This window comes from Streptomyces sp. NPDC048623, assembly GCF_040650755.1.
Classification (GTDB): domain Bacteria; phylum Actinomycetota; class Actinomycetes; order Streptomycetales; family Streptomycetaceae; genus Streptomyces.
The window spans coordinates 23,217-38,442 of the sequence record NZ_JBEZHV010000042.1; the positions used below are offsets into that span (position 1 = coordinate 23,217).

Sequence of the window (15,226 nt, forward strand, 5' to 3'; positions counted from 1 at the left end):
GATGCTGCCGTACGGCGTCGAGCGGACGGACGGGGCGGGCCCCGGCCCCGTGGCCCGGCTGCGTGGCTGGGGCGGGGTGGCCGCGATGGGCGTGGCCTGTTCGCTGACCGCCGCCCTCGCGCTGTTCGCGCTGCCGCGCACCGGCGCCGCGGACCCCGTGCCCTCCGCCGGGCCAGGTCCGGGCGTCGGCACGGGCGTGCAGGTCCGCGCGGAGAGCGCGGAGACCTGCCAGGACCCGGAGGCCTCGCTGACCCCGTCGACCGCCGACGGCCCTGCGGTGAGCCGGATCAAGCAGCGCGGCAAGCTGATCGTCGGCGTCGACCAGAACAGCTACAAGTGGGGCTTCCGTACTCCGCCGACGGTCACCCGGCAGCCCGACGGCTCGCTCAAGGAGACCCCCGGCGAGCTGGAGGGCTTCGACATCGATCTGGCGAGGGCCATCGCCAAGTCGATCCTGGGCGACGAGAACGCGGTCATCTTCCGCGCCGTCCCGACCAACCAGCGGATAGCCGCCCTGGAGAGCGACAAGGTCGACCTGGTGGTGCGCACCATGACGATCAACTGCAAGCGCATCCAGCAGGTCGCCTTCTCCACCGCCTACTTCCAGGCCGGGCAGCAGGTGCTCGCCCCGAAGTCCTCGCCGATCACCGGCTACGACAGCTCGCTGAGCGGCAAGCGGGTGTGCACGGCGGAGGGTTCGACGGCGTACGAGGCGCTGGAGGAGAAGTCGTTCGGCGCGGTCTACAAGGACGCCGGCGACGGCACCAAGGACGATCCGGACCTGCTGACCGTGCCCAACCAGCTGGACTGTCTGGCCCGGCTGCAGCTGGGTGAGGTCGACGCGGTGGTCACGGACAACGCGCTCGCCGCCGGCCAGGCCGCGCAGGACCCGGCCGTCGAGCTCAAGGGCCGGCCCTTCACCACCGAGTACTACGGAGTGGCGGCGAAACTGCACAACGACGATCTGGTGCGCCGGGTCAACCAGGTGCTCGTCGAGTACCGGCAGGGCCCGTGGCAGCAGGCGTACGACAAGTGGCTGAAGGCGGACCTGCCCGGGATCACCGGGCCGCCCGCCCCCACGTACAAGTAGGCCCACAGCACACAGCCCTTACGGACAGGCAGCACGAGACGAGAGGTGATCGATGGGCGTCGCGGGACCCGCCGGTCCGGTGATGGACCGGGACGAGGTGGACCGTGCGCTGGCACGGCTCGGCGCGGAGCACAAGGCGGTCGAGGACTCGCTCCTCGCCCTCCAGGACCACGCCGGCCGCAGGCTGCTCGAAGGGGCCGAGCTGACCGGCACGACCCGGGACCGCTGGCAGACCGCCGAGCGGACGATCACCCTGCTCTGGGCGTACTTCGACGCGTACACGGCGGCGCTGCACGACGCCCGTGGGGTACGGGCCCGGCGCCGCTGGCCCGGGCGCGAGGAGCTGACCGAGCTGACCGACCGGCTGCGCGGCGAGAGCGTGCACGTGCCGGGCGGGGCGCACGAACAGGCCTCGCTGGCCGAGCGGTTCACCCTGGACGGGCTCGTCACGCGGATGAACGAGCTGTACGCGGCCTCCCTCGACGTGGTGGTGACCGCCGACGCGGTCTGGTCGGCGCTGCCCGCCCGGATAGACCTGCTCGCCGCGGAGCTCGGCCGGACCCGGTCGCTCGCGCACTCGGTGGGCGTACGGCCCGGGGAGCACCCGGCCGGGGACGAGCTCGAGTCGATCACCGCCGAGCTGGGCGCGCTGCGGGCGCAGGTGATCTCCGATCCGCTGGCGTTCTGGCGGCCCGCGCAGGGCAGTTCGGCGCCGGGCGGCGGCCGGCCGGACACCGGGCGGTACGACACGGCGGCGCGCGCCCTGGAGGACATCCGGCGCGAGATCGAGGCGGTGCTCCAGGTCCGGCAGGACGCGGAGGAGCGGCTGCTGCGGCTGCGGGACGTGCTGTCGCGCGCGGACCGCACGCTGGCGGAGGCGCGTTCGGCGCGCGGCGAGGTCCTGGCGAAGATCGCCGCGTCCGAGGTGCCGGCGGTCAGCGGCCCGCCGACCGCGCTCCAGGAGCGTCTGGTGGCGGCGGCGGAGCACCGCAGGCACGCCCGCTGGCACCGGCTCTCCCCGCTGCTCGACGCCCTGGAGCAGGAGGCGGAGGAGGAACTGCTGCGGGCCCGCGAGTCGTTGACGGCGGTCACCGCGCCGCTCGCGGTCCGCGCGGAACTGCGCGGCCGGCTCGACGCGTACAAGGCGAAGGTGGCCCGGCTCGGGGCGGCGGAGGATCCGCTGCTCGTCGAGCGGTACGACACGGCCCGCCGCATGCTCTGGAGCGCCCCCTGCGATCTGCGGGTGGCGGAGCAGGCGGTGCTGCGCTACCAGCAGGCGGCGGCCGACGTGCTGTCAGGGCCCAGGGACACCAGGGGGAACGAGTGGTGAGCGGGGGAACCGACGTGAGCAGCTGTCAGCGTCCGGCGTGCGAGGGCTCCTACGAGGACATGGGCGGCGGCGAGCTGTACTGCGACACCTGTGGTCTCGCCCCGGTCGTCGCGCCGAGCGGGATGCTCCAGGCGACCAGGACCGGGATGGCGGCGGGCGGCCGGGGCGGCGACTCGGGCCGCTCCGCGTCCTCCGCTCGTACGTCCGCGCGTACGTCCTCGCGCTCGGCGCGCTCCTCGGCGTCCCGGCGTTCGGTGTCGGGGCGGCTGTCGCGCTCGCTCTCGGGGAAGCACACGGGCCGTTCGGTGTCGGTGCGCAGCTCCGGCTCCACGGGCGCGTCCTCGGCGCGCGGCCGGCTGGGCGCGGGTCTGGTCGCGGTGCCGGAGGTGCCGCGTCCGGATCCGCGGGCCGCGGTGATGGAGAACCCCGAGGTTCCCGAGAGGAAGCGATTCTGCTCGCGTTCCGACTGCGGTGCGCCGGTGGGCCGTTCGCGCGGTGACCGGCCGGGCCGCACCGAGGGTTTCTGCACCAAGTGCGGGCACCCGTACTCCTTCGTGCCGAAGCTGCGCGCGGGCGACGTGGTGCACGGGCAGTACGAGGTGGCGGGCTGTCTCGCGCACGGCGGTCTGGGCTGGATCTATCTGGCCGTCGACAAGGCGGTCGCGGACCGCTGGGTGGTGCTCAAGGGCCTGCTCGACACCGGCGACCAGGACGCGATGGCCGCGGCGATCTCGGAGCGCCGCTTCCTCGCCGAGATCGAGCACGCCAACATCGTGCGCATCTACAACTTCGTCGAACACCTCGACCAGCGCACCGGCTCCCTGGACGGCTACATCGTCATGGAGTACGTGGGCGGCAAGTCGCTCAAGGAGATCGCCAACGAGCGGCGCACGGCGGAGGGCCGACGCGACCCGCTGCCGGTCGAGCAGGCCTGCGCGTACGGCATCGAGGCCCTGGAGGCGCTCGGCCATCTGCACAGCCGCAACCTGCTGTACTGCGACTTCAAGGTCGACAACGCGATCCAGACCGAGGACCAGCTGAAGCTCATCGACATGGGCGCGGTCCGGCGGATGGACGACGACGAGTCGGCGATCTACGGCACGGTCGGCTACCAGGCGCCGGAGGTCGCCGAGCTCGGCCCGTCGGTGGCGAGCGACCTGTACACGGTGGCGCGCACGCTCGCCGTGCTGACCTTCGACTTCCAGGGCTACACCAACGTCTACGCCGACTCGCTGCCCGAGCCGGACGGCATCGAGGTCCTCCGGACCTACGAGTCCTTCTACCGCTTCCTGGTGCGGGCCACCGACCCCGACCCGGTACGCCGCTTCGGCTCCGCGCAGGAGATGGCCGAGCAGCTGACGGGGGTGCTGCGGGAGGTCGTGGCGCTGCAGTCGGGACGCCCGCGGCCGGCCCTGTCGACGCTGTTCGGCGCGGAGACGCGGGTCACGGACACCGAGCTGTTCGAGGAGCTCACCGAGGACGTGTCGGTGCTCGGCGCGCGCGAGACCCGGCGGGCCCGCAGAACGCTGCCGACGGCCGTGCCCGGCCGGGCGGGCAGCTTCCTGCGCCCCTTCGACGTACCGGCGACGGCGCTGGCCCTGCCGGTGCCGCGGGTCGATCCGGCCGATCCCAACGCCGGCTTCCTCGCGGGTCTGCTCGCCGCCGCGCCCGCCGAGCTGATCACCGCGCTGCACGCGGCGCCGGTGTCCTCGCTCGAACTGCGGCTGCGCGAGCTGCGGGCGCGCCTGGAGATGGGCGACCTGGTGTCCGCCGGGCGCAGCCTGGACGACCTGGAGCAGGGGTACGCCGACGACTGGCGGGTGGTCTGGTACCGGGGCGCGACGGCCCTGATCGCGGGCGACCGGGAGAGCGCGGCGCTGGCCTTCGACGCGATCTACGACGCCTTCCCCGGCGAACCGGCGCCCAAGCTGGCGCTCGGTGTCTGCGCGGAGCTGCTCGGCCAGCTCGACAACGCCGCCGAGTACTACCGGCTCGTGTGGGCGACCGACCCCAGCTATGTCAGCGCGGCCTTCGGCCTGGCCCGGGTGCAGCTCGCGGCCGGCGACCGGGCGGGCGCGGTGCGCACCCTGGAGTCGGTGCCGGAGTCGTCGATCCACTACACGGCGGCCCGGGTCGCCGCGGTACGGGCCCGGCTGCGCCGGCGGCCCGCGAACGAGCCGCTGGGCGCCGATCTGACGGCCGCGGCGGCGCAGGTCTCGGCGCTGCAGGGCTTCGGCCTGGACGCGGTGCGCCGTGAGCTGCTCTCGACGGAGGTGCTCGGCACCGCGCTCGACTGGGTGCTCTCGGGCAGTCCCGGCGCGGGCCCGGCCGGCACGGTGCTGCTCGGCAGCGCACTGGACGAGCGCGGACTGCGCTTCGGCCTCGAACGCTCCTACCGGGTGCTCGCCCGGCTCGCCCAGCGCGGCGAGGAGAGGATCGAACTGGTGGAGCGGGCCAACCGCTTCCGTCCCCGGACGTGGGTGTGAGTATGTCGCTGAAGCCGAAGCCCCCGCACCCCCTGGGGACCTGCCCCGAGTGCGCCGAACCGCTGGAGTCCGGGGACAAGTTCTGCGGCGCGTGCGGCTACGACCTGTCGGCCGCCGAGGCGCCGGACCGGCCGACGGTGCCGATCGCACTCCCGGTGGACTGGCCGGACGCACCGCCCCGGGACCCGAACTCGCTGACCACGGCCACCCAGCACCCGGGCGAGCTGGCGGGCACCGACTCGGGCGGCCGCGACCTGCCGACGATCCCGGTACGGACGGACGGCGCGCCGGAGGCGGATGGGGCGGGCGCGGCGGGGCCTGGGGTCCCGGCGGGCGCGGCGCACGCGGGGGCCCCGGCGGGGCCGGCCGGTGCGGCCGGAGCGTCTCGCGCCGCGGACGCGGCGGGGCCGGCGGCCTGGGCGGGCGCAGCTCACGCGGCGGGCCCAGGCGTGTCGGCGGGGCCGACAACGCCGACAGGCGCGGCACACGCGGCAGACCCGGCAGGACCGGCGGCTCCGGCGGGCTCGGTCGCCCCGGCAGGACCGGGGGGCTCGGTCCCGGCAGCGCCGGCGGGTGCGGCGCACGTGGCAGACCCGGCGAGCGCAGCTCGCGCGGGCGATCCGGCGGGGTCGGTCACGGTGGCGCCGGCCGGTGGGACGGGTGAGCACGGGGGCGGGGACTTCACCCTGCCCGCGCCCGACCCGCGGGCCGCGCTCGCGGCGCAGGCGCAGGCGGCTGCGGTGGCAGCCACCTCGCCGGGCGACGACCGGAAGGTGTGCGTGGCGTGCCGGACCGGCCGGGTGGACGGCGACGGCTACTGCGAGCACTGCGGGCACGCGCAGCCGCGCGACCGCGACCACATGGAGGAGGAGCTGCCTGCGGTCGCCGCCGTCAGCGACCGCGGGCTGCGCCATCACCGCAACGAGGACTCCTTCGCGGTCGCTTCGGCCGCGCTGCCCGACGGTTCGCCGGCCTCGCTCGCCGTGGTCTGCGACGGCGTGTCCTCCGCGACCCGCCCCGACGAGGCGTCCGCCGCCGCGGCCGCCGCCGCGCGCACCGCGCTCGTATCGGCGCTGCCGCGCGGCACCCACCCGCAGCAGGCCATGCAGGAGGCGATCGTGGCGGCCGCCGACGCGGTCACCGCGCTCGCCGAGCGCCCGGCCGGGGAGCGGGAGCACCAGAACTCGCCGGCCTGCACCATCGTGAGCGCGATCGTCGTCGACGGGCTCCTGATCGTCGGCTGGGTCGGCGACAGCCGGGCCTACTGGGTGCCGGACGACCGCACCACCCCGCCCGCCCGGCTCACCGAGGACGACTCGTGGGCCGCGCAGATGGTCGCGGCGGGGCTGATGAACGAGGCTCAGGCGTACGCGGACGAGCGCGCCCACGCGATCACCGGCTGGCTCGGCGCGGACAGCTACGAACTGGAGCCGCACACCGCCGCGTTCAAGCCGGACCGGCCGGGCGTGGTCGTGGTCTGCACGGACGGCCTGTGGAACTACGCGGAGGGCGCCGAGGACATGGCGCGGGTCCTGCCGCCGGACGCGGCCGGACGCCCGCTGCACGCGGCGCAGGTGCTCGTGGGCCACGCGCTCGACGGCGGCGGCCACGACAACATCACGGTCGCGCTGCTGCCGTTCGCCCTTCCGGCCGGGATGACCACCGTCCTGCCGGCCCAGGTGACGACCGACGTGGCGACCGGCGTGGCGCCCGACGTGACGCCCGACATGCCGACCGACGCGACGACCGTCCTTCCGGCCGCCGGGACCGGAACGGCCTGAGCAGGCCCGGGCGGCCGGAGCCCTCGGGCCCGGATCGCCCCGGCCTTCCTTCCGTCTGACTTTCTCCCTTTTCTTCTCTTCTCGTGAGCGAGGAGCCGAATCACCCATGGCGAACTTCTCCAAGCCCACCGGGCCGCAGTTCTCGGTGGACGTGTACCAGAACGAGTTCCTGCCGGAGGGCGGCCGGGACGTCAACGCGATCGTCACCGTGACCGCGAGCGGCGGCGGCAGCGCGGCCGGGGTCCGGCCGGCGGGCGGCGGGTCCGCCGCCGTCGTCCTGATGCTCGACTGCTCGGGTTCGATGGACTACCCGTCGACCAAGATGCGCGGCGCCCGCGAGGCGACCGCCGCCGCCATCGACACCCTGCGCGACGGCACCTTCTTCGCCGTCGTCGCCGGCACCCACATCGCCCGCGAGGTGTACCCGGGCCAGGGGCGGCTGGCCGTCGCCGACGCCCGTACCCGCGCCCAGGCGAAGGACGCGCTGCGGGCGCTGAACGCGAGCGGCGGCACCGCCATCGGCACCTGGCTGCGGCTCGCCGACACCCTGCTCTCCTCGGCCGACGCCGCCATCCGGCACGGCATCCTGCTCACCGACGGGCGCAACGAGCACGAGTCGCCGGAGGACCTGCGGGCCGCGCTCGACGCCTGCGCGGGCCGGTTCACCTGCGACGCGCGCGGGGTCGGCACCGACTGGGAGGTCGACGAGGTCCGGGGCATCGCCACGGCGCTGCTCGGCACCGCCGACATCGTCGCCGACCCGGCCGGGCTCGCCGCCGACTTCACCGCCATGATGGAAGGCGCCATGGGCAAGGAGGTCGCGGACGTCGCGCTGCGCCTGTGGACCCCGGTGGGGGTGGAGATCGGCTTCGTGAAGCAGGTCGCGCCGACGGTCGCCGACCTGTCCGGGCGGCGCACCGAGGCGGGTCCGCGGGCCGGCGACTACCCGACCGGCTCGTGGGGCGACGAGTCCCGCGACTACCACGTGTCCGTACGGGTTCCCGAGGCCGCGATCGGGCAGGAGATGCTGGCCGCCCGGGTCTCGCTGATCGTCCCGGACCCGGCGGGCGGCACGCCCACGACGCTGTCCCAGGGCCTGGTACGGGCGGTGTGGACGGACGACATGGTGATGTCCACCGCGATCAATCCGCAGGTCGCCCACTACACCGGGCAGGCCGAGCTGGCCGACGTCATCCAGCAGGGGCTCGATGCTCGCAAATCGGGCGACCGGGACGGCGCGACCGCCAAACTCGGGCGTGCGGTGCAGCTCGCGGCGGCCTCCGGCAATGCCGATACGGCGAAACTCCTTTCGAAGGTGGTGGACGTGGTCGACGCCGCGACGGGTACTGTGCGTTTGAAGGCGAAGGTCGCGGAAGCGGACGAGATGACTCTCGAGACGCGCTCCACCAAGACCGTTCGCGTGAAGAAGTAGCCGCCCGCCAGGGCGGGAACGAGACAGCCCCGCGAGGGGGGCGAGGACGAGGAGAGGGGGAAGCACCGACATGCCGACCTGCCCGAACGGACACCAGTCGGTCTCCGACGACTGGTGCGAGGTCTGCGGCCACCGCATGGCGGCCGGGGCGGGTGCGCCGACGGGTGCCGTACCGCCGCCTCCCCCGCCGCCGCCTCCCGCGTACGGATATCCCGGCCCGGCCGGTCCCGGTGGCCCCGGTGCGCCTGGTGGCCCCGGTGGCCCCGGTGCGCCCGGCGGTCCCGTCCCGCCGCCGCCCGCCACGCCCGGCGGCTTCGGCATGGGCGGCGACCCGAACGCCACCGCCCAGGCCGAGCTGTGCCCGCAGTGCCGCACCCCGCGCGAGCCGATGGCGCCGTTCTGCGAGGAGTGCCGCTGGAACTTCCTCACCAACACGGCGACCTCCTACACTCCGCTCGCCCCGCAGAGCGCGCCGCGCGCGCCGCAGGGCCCGCCGCCCGGTCTGAACCTGCCGCCGGGCTTCCAGTCGCCGCCGGCGCAGGGCCAGCCGATGCAGGGCCAGCCGATGCAGGGGCCGCCGCCCGTGCAGGGGCCGCCGCCGGTGCCCGCGCCGCCGCAGCACCCGGACGCGTTCGACTACCAGGGCTCGCGGCCCTCGCAGGTGAACCGCCCGGCCGAGCCGCTGGGCGCCGACCCGACGCACCACCAGGCGCCGCCGCAGCGCCCGCCGATGCCGCAGGCCCCGCAGGCCCCGCAGGGGTTCCCGGCCGCGCCGCCGCAGGCCGCTCCCCCGCACCCGGCCCCGCCGCAGCCGCGGGCCGACGACGACTGGATGCTGCCGCCGCCATCGGCGCCGCAGCCCCCGGCTCCGCCCGCCCCGGCCCCCGCGCCGATGCCGGGCCCCGGCCCGATGGGCGGCCCGCCGCCGCAGTTCCAGCAGGGTCCGCCGCCGGTCCCGCAGCCGCAGGCTCCTATGGCGCCCCAGGCCCCGCAGGCTCAGGCTCCGCAGCCGCAGCTGGGCTGGACCGCGGTGATCGGCCCGGACCGTGAGTACTTCATGGCGATGATGCAGCGCAGCGGCCCGGAGGCCGGGGGGCTCAACCTCCCCGCGTACTCCCCCGAGCAGCACATCCCGCTCCAGGGCAACCAGGTCAGCATCGGCCGCCGCCGGCACTCCACCGGCGAGTCGCCCGACATCGACCTGTCGGTGCCGCCGGAGGACCCGGGCGTCTCGCACCAGCACGCGGTGCTCGTGGCGCAGCCGGACGGCTCGTGGGCGGTGGTGGACCAGAACTCCACCAACGGCACGACCATCAACGGCTCGCCCGACCCGATCCAGCCCTATGTGCCGGTCCAGCTCCAGGAGGGCGACCGGGTGCACGTCGGCGCCTGGACGACGATCACCGTACGGAGGGGCTGAAAGCCCTGAAGAACGACTAGAGCTCCGGCAGGGGCCAGGCGTACGGCCCTTCGGGGTCGTCCAGCCAGGCCCACTGCCGCCCGCCGCTCACCGTCACCCCGAAGCGCTCCCGCTCCGGCCGCCGTTCGCGCAGCCAGAGCGCGAGCGCTTCGCGCGTGTCGAGGCGTTCGCCGGCCAGGCCCGCCAGGAAGCGGAAGCCCTCGTCCTCGTACACCCGCCGGGGCACTCCGGTGGTACGTGGCGGGCGCGGGGTGCGGACGCTGCCGCCGCGCAGGGCGACGAAGTAGGCCGAGCCGGGCAGGAAGCGGCCCTCGGCGCGGTCGGGGGTGCGGACCGCGAGCAGCAGCAGTCCGGTGGAGAGCGGGGTGAGGATGCGTGCGCCGGGCCGGCTCTGGGCGAGCCAGGAGTACGGCACGGAGGGCACCGCGCAGGTCGCCACGATCCGGTCGTACGGGGCGTGCTCGGGGCAGCCGCGGGCGCCGTCGCGGGTGATCACGGCCGGCCGGTACCCGGCGGCGGCGAGGTGGGCGCGGGCGGATTCGGTGATCTCCTCGTCGAGGTCGACGGTGGTGACGTGGGCGTCGCCGAGGCGGTGGCAGAGCAGGGCGGCGTGGTAGCCGGTGCCGGCGCCGATCTCCAGGACGTCGTCCCCGTCGCGTACGTCCAGGGCTTCGAGCATCTTGGCCATCAGGGAGGGCTGGCTGGCGGAGGAGACGAGTTCGCCGTCCCGGACCCGGGTCGCCAGGGCGGTGTCCTCGTACGCGCCGCGCAGCCAGCGCGCCCGGCGGGCCGGGTCGGGGTCGCCGGACCAGAGGCGGACGTAGCCGCCGGGCCCGGCGACGTAGTACGAGGGCACGAAGAGATGGCGCGGGACCTCGGCGAAGGCGCTGCGCCAGAGCGGGTCGCGCAGGGCGCCGTACGCCTCGATCTCGCGCACGAGCGCCCGCCGGGCCCGCGCGGCCTCCTCGGCGAACAGATCGCGCCGTACGTCCTCCATGCCTCCACCCTCCTGCGCTCCGGCGGGTTCCGGCCACCGCTGCCACCCGGACAGCGGCGGCGTCCGGACAGCGGCGGCATCCGGCCAGGGTCCTAGGACCCCTGTCCTCGTCCGGGGCATCTGAGACGATGGAACGGTGAACGAGATTCCGCGCGGCACACTCCAGGAGCAGACCTTCTACGAGCAGGTGGGGGGCGAGGAGACCTTCCGTCGCCTGGTCCACCGCTTCTACCAGGGCGTCGCGGAGGACCCTCTGCTGAAGCCGATGTACCCGGAGGAGGACCTGGGTCCGGCCGAGGAGCGGCTCGCGCTGTTCCTCATCCAGTACTGGGGCGGCCCGACCACCTACAGCGACCGCCGCGGCCATCCGCGCCTGCGGATGCGGCACGTCCCGTTCACGGTCGACCGGGCGGCGCACGACGCCTGGCTGCGGCACATGCGGGACGCGGTGGACGAGCTGGGGCTCGCGCCGGAGCATGCCGAGAAGCTGTGGGGCTATCTGACGTACGCCGCCGCCGCGATGATCAACACCGAGGGCTGAGCGGCTCGGCCCTCACGACCGCCCGCTCCCGGACGAACACATTCCGGTGACCGGACGCCGGATAACGGTCACGATCGCATCAAGGTGGCCGCGAAAGCGGTTTCCGGATCCGATGCCCTCTGAAAGCATCCGAAGAACGTTCGATAGTGAACGATCGCGGTGCTTTCAGGGGGGAACCGGGTGACGGGCTTCGTACTTCTGCGCGCGAGGGCGCACCGGCTCCTCCTCGCCGCCGCCCTGCTCGCCGTCCTGCTCACCACCTCCGTCCTGGCGACCCTCGCCGCCTTCTCGGGCTCCATCGGCGACGCGGCGCTGCAGAGCACCCTCCAGGGCCGGGCCGCACCCGCCGCCGCGCTCGTCATCAAGGGCCAGATCGCCGAGGACAAGCGGGCGAGCGCCGACGAGGCCGCCCGCAAGGGGACCGAGCGGACCTTCGCCGGGCTCCCGGTGCACGTACGGAAACTCGCCGCCTCCGGCCCGTACGCGCTGCCCCGCTCGCTCCAGCCACCGGCCGCCCGGGCCGGCGACCCGGACCTCACCCACTTCGCCGCGCTCGACCGCTCCCGGATCAGCCTGGTCCGCGGCGCCTGGCCGAAGGCGGCGAGCGCGAAGGACCCCGCCCCGAACGGCGCCGTGATCGAGAGCGCCGTCCCGGAGGAGGTCGCGCGGCGGCTCAAGATCGCCCCCGGCACCGTCCTCGACCTCGCCGACCGGCTCGGCGGCACGCCGCTGAAGACCCGGATCACCGGCGTGTACCGGCCCGTCGACACCGCCGACCTCTACTGGCAGCAGCTCGACCCGGCCGGCGGCCGCGGGGTGCGGACCCTCGCCTTCACCACGTACGGCCCCCTCTACGCCGACCCCGCGACCCTCGCCTCCGGCCGGGTCACCTCCGGCACCACCTCCTGGCTCGGCACCGCCGACTACCGCGCCGTCACCACCGAGGACACCGACGCCCTGAAGGTCTCCGGCGCCGCCGGGCCGAAGTCGGTCCTCGCCGACACGGCGGGCTTCGGCACCACCGTCACCGCCACCACCGCGCTGCCGACCGTCCTCGAACAGACCGACCGGGCGCTCCTCGTCTCCCGCTCGACGCTCTCCATCGTGGCCGTGCAGCTGGTGCTGCTCGCCGGTTACGCGCTGCTGCTCGTCGCCCGGCTGCTCAGCAGCGAGCGCTCCGGCGAGACCGACCTGCTGCGCGCCCGGGGCGCCTCGCGCCGCCGGATCGCCGGACTCGCCGCCGTCGAGGCGCTGTTCCTCGCACTGCCCGCCGCGATCGCCGCCCCGCTGCTCTCGGGCCCGCTGACCCGGCTCGTCGCCGACCGGTCCACGCTCGACGCGCTCGGCGCCGGGCTCGGTGCCGTTCCCCCGCCGACGGTCTGGCTGGTGGCCGCCGCGGTCGCGCTGTGCTGCGCCGCGGCCGTCGTCGCGCCCGCGCTCGCCACCGGGGACGGCGCCGGGGTCTCGCTGCGCAAGGGCCGCTCCGCCGCGCTGCCCGGACCCGTCCGGGCCGGCGCCGACATCGGCCTCCTGATCGTCGCGGGCATCGCGTACTGGCAGCTCGACCGGCAGACCGGCGACGGCGGCGGCGGCGCGCTCGCCGGGGACCGCTCCGGCAGCCTCGGCGTCGACCCGCTTCTTGTCGCCGCGCCCGCCCTCGCGCTGCTCGCCGGCACCGTCCTGACCCTGCGGCTGATGCCGCCCGCGGCCAGGCTGGCCGAGCGGCGTGCCGCCGGCGGCCGCGGCCTGCCCGCGGCGCTCGCGGGCTGGCAGTTCAGCCGCCGGCCGCTGCGGGGCGCGGGCCCGGTGCTGCTGCTCGTACTCGCCGTGGCCATGGGCATGCTGGCGATCGGCCAGCGCGACTCCTGGGACCGCTCGCAGCGTGACCAGGCCGACTTCAAGGCCGGTGCGGACGTCCGGGTGCTGAGTGCCGGTCCCGGCGACCTGGCCGAGACCGAGCGGCTCGCCGCGGTGCCCGGGGTGCGTACGGCGACGCCGGTGCACCGGGCCGGCACCGATGTCGCGGGGCACGACGCGACCGTCCTGGCCGTGGACACCCGGCACGCCGCCGACGGCCTGCGGCTCCGGGCCGACCTCGCCGACGGCTCACCGGCCGCGCGGTTCGCCGCCGTCGCGCCGAAGGCGGCCGGGCCGCGGCCGGGCATCGCGCTGCCGGCGGGCACCCGCGGGCTCGCGGTCGAGCTGCGCGACACGATGCCGGACGGCGCGGGTGGCACGGCCGGCCGGCCGGCCGACCCGCGGGCCCGCTCGTCGGCCGCCACTCCCGTCACGCGGCCCGTCGCCATCCTGGAGGACGGTTACGGCGTCCCGTACCGCCGCCTTCTCGGCACCCTGCCGGCCGACGGGCGTACCCACCGGCTCTCCGTCGCGCTGCCCGAACTGGGCGGCTCCGGCGGCTCCGCTGACTCCGGCGGCTTCAGCCTGGTCGGCCTGGAGATCGGCGGCACCCTCGGGGAGGGCACGGGCACGCAGCGGGTGCTGACCGTCGGGGGCCTGTTCTCCGTCCGCGACGGCGGCACCGAGCAGCCGCTCGACGTGCGCCGGGCGCTGCCGGGCTGGACCGCCGAGTACAGCGCCCGCCTGGCCGACGGCGGCACCCCGAAGGCCCGGGTCGCCCTGGTCGCCGGGGCCGACGGGCAGCTCACCGCCACCTTCCGCGCGGGCTCCACCGAGGTCAAGAACCGCTATCCCCGCACGGACGACTACAGCCTGACGCTCACCCCGCCCCGCCCGGCCGCACCGGCGCAGGTCCCGGCGCTCGCCACCGACGCGTTCCTGACCGCCGCCAAGGCGAAGAAGGGCGATGTGGTCGAGGTCACCTTCAACGGCGCCACGCTGCGGGTGCGGATCGCCGAGGTCGTACGGGAGCTGCCGACCACCGGCCCCGGGGCGGGCGCCGTCGCCGCGGCCGCGCCGACCACCGGCCCGCAGGACGGCGGCGCGCTGCTGGTCGACCTGTTCACCGCGAACCGGGCCCTGGCCGCGACCAGCGTCACGACCCTGCCGGCCACCGAGTGGTGGCTGGCCACGGCGCCCGGCCGCGCCGCCGACGTCGCGAAGACCCTGCGGGCCCGCCCGGACGCCGACCCCGCGCAGGTGCTCGTACGGGACGAGGCGGCGGCCGAGCTCCTCGGCGACCCGCTCGGCGCGGGCCCCAACTCGGCCCTGATGGCGGTCGCGGCGGCCGCGGCGGCGCTCGCCGCGGTCGGCTTCGCGGTCGGCTCGGCCGGCTCGCTGCGCGAGCGGTCCCAGGAGTTCGGCGTCCTGCGCGCCCTCGGTGCCCCGCGCCGCCAGCTCGCCCGCCTGATCGCCGCCGAGCAGGGCCTGCTCATCGGCATCGGCCTCCTCGTCGGCGTCGCCCTCGGCACCGTCCTCACCCGGGCGGTCGTCCCCCTCGTCGTCCTCACCTCCCAGGCGGACCGCCCGGTCCCCCAGGTCCTGGTCGAACTGCCCGTCGGCCACGTGGCGCTGCTCCTCGCGGGCGTCGCCGTCCTGCCGCTGGCCGTCGTGGCGGCGATCGCCCTGCGCCGCACGGACCCGGCGACGACCCTGCGCACCCAGGGGGACCACTGATGCGACTCGCCACCGGCCCCGAACCCACGACGCCACCCGCGACGGGTCGGGGCGGCCGCGGACGGCTCACGCCCCCGGCCACTCCACAGCACGAGCTGCCGGTCCAGCCCGCGGCGGGCCGGTTCGGACGCCTGGCATCGTCCGTTGCCAGGCGGTTCGATCCGCTGACGCCACGGGCCACCGCCCAGCCGGCGCGGCTCGCGCCCCGGGCCACCGCCGAGGTCGGGCCCCTGCCGCCACTCGTCGCCGCCCGCGGCGGAGAACTCACGCCCCCGCCCACCGCCCGGCGCGGAGCCCCCGTGCCACCGGCCGCCGCGCGGCCCAGGCGCGCGACTCGGCCCGCCCGCCGACGCGGACGGCTCACGCCTGCCCCCATCACTCAGCAGCAGCTGCCGACGGCACAGGCCACCGCCGAGGGCGGGCCCCCGCCGCCGCCCGTCGCCGCCCGCGGCGCAGCCCTCGTGCCACCGGCCGCCGCGCGGCCCAGGCGCGCGACTCGGCCCGCCCGCCGACGCGGACGGCTCACGCCTGCCCCCATCACTCAGCAGCAGCTGC

At 75.9% G+C, this 15,226-nt stretch carries 9 protein-coding genes; 8 read left to right on the forward strand and 1 reads right to left on the reverse strand.

Annotation, left to right across the window (positions count from 1 at the left end):
- Position 1: 1 nt before the first annotated feature.
- The 6 genes from AB0C73_RS34790 to AB0C73_RS34815 all read left to right on the forward strand — a co-directional run bounded on the left by AB0C73_RS34790 (position 2) and on the right by AB0C73_RS34815 (position 9,539).
- Positions 2-1,090: a glutamate ABC transporter substrate-binding protein gene (locus AB0C73_RS34790; protein ID WP_362537734.1), complete on the forward strand. Its 1,089-nt coding sequence runs from the start codon at positions 2-4 to the stop codon at positions 1,088-1,090.
- Positions 1,091-1,142: 52 nt separating this feature from the next.
- Positions 1,143-2,420 carry a hypothetical protein gene (locus AB0C73_RS34795; RefSeq protein WP_362537736.1) on the forward strand — a complete coding sequence of 426 codons (1,278 nt, stop codon included), beginning with the start codon at positions 1,143-1,145 and terminating at the stop codon, positions 2,418-2,420.
- 59 nt (positions 2,421-2,479) lie between these two features.
- Positions 2,480-4,906: a tetratricopeptide repeat protein gene (locus AB0C73_RS34800; protein ID WP_362537750.1), complete on the forward strand. Its 2,427-nt coding sequence runs from the start codon at positions 2,480-2,482 to the stop codon at positions 4,904-4,906.
- 2 nt (positions 4,907-4,908) lie between these two features.
- Entirely contained in the window at positions 4,909-6,687 is a 1,779-nt protein-coding gene (locus tag AB0C73_RS34805; RefSeq protein ID WP_362537738.1) for a PP2C family serine/threonine-protein phosphatase, read from the forward strand.
- Positions 6,688-6,793: 106 nt separating this feature from the next.
- Positions 6,794-8,119, forward strand: coding sequence for a VWA domain-containing protein (locus AB0C73_RS34810; protein ID WP_362537740.1), 1,326 nt, complete (start codon positions 6,794-6,796; stop codon positions 8,117-8,119).
- 70 nt (positions 8,120-8,189) lie between these two features.
- On the forward strand, positions 8,190-9,539 hold the full coding sequence (locus AB0C73_RS34815; protein ID WP_362537742.1) for an FHA domain-containing protein: 1,350 nt from the start codon (positions 8,190-8,192) through the stop codon (positions 9,537-9,539).
- A 16-nt stretch (positions 9,540-9,555) separates the two neighbouring features.
- Here the strand turns inward: AB0C73_RS34815 and AB0C73_RS34820 are convergent, their stop codons facing one another.
- A complete protein-coding gene (locus tag AB0C73_RS34820; RefSeq protein ID WP_362537744.1) occupies positions 9,556-10,536 on the reverse strand; it encodes a methyltransferase domain-containing protein in 981 nt (326 codons plus the stop codon).
- A gap of 136 nt (positions 10,537-10,672) precedes the next feature.
- On the opposite strand from AB0C73_RS34820, the gene AB0C73_RS34825 reads away from it, so the two are divergent.
- Both AB0C73_RS34825 and AB0C73_RS34830 read left to right on the forward strand, forming a co-directional pair.
- A complete protein-coding gene (locus AB0C73_RS34825) occupies positions 10,673-11,077 on the forward strand; it encodes a globin (RefSeq protein WP_362537746.1) in 405 nt (134 codons plus the stop codon).
- 180 nt (positions 11,078-11,257) lie between these two features.
- Positions 11,258-14,671 carry an ABC transporter permease gene (locus tag AB0C73_RS34830; RefSeq protein WP_362537748.1) on the forward strand — a complete coding sequence of 1,138 codons (3,414 nt, stop codon included), beginning with the start codon at positions 11,258-11,260 and terminating at the stop codon, positions 14,669-14,671.
- Positions 14,672-15,226: the final 555 nt, after the last annotated feature.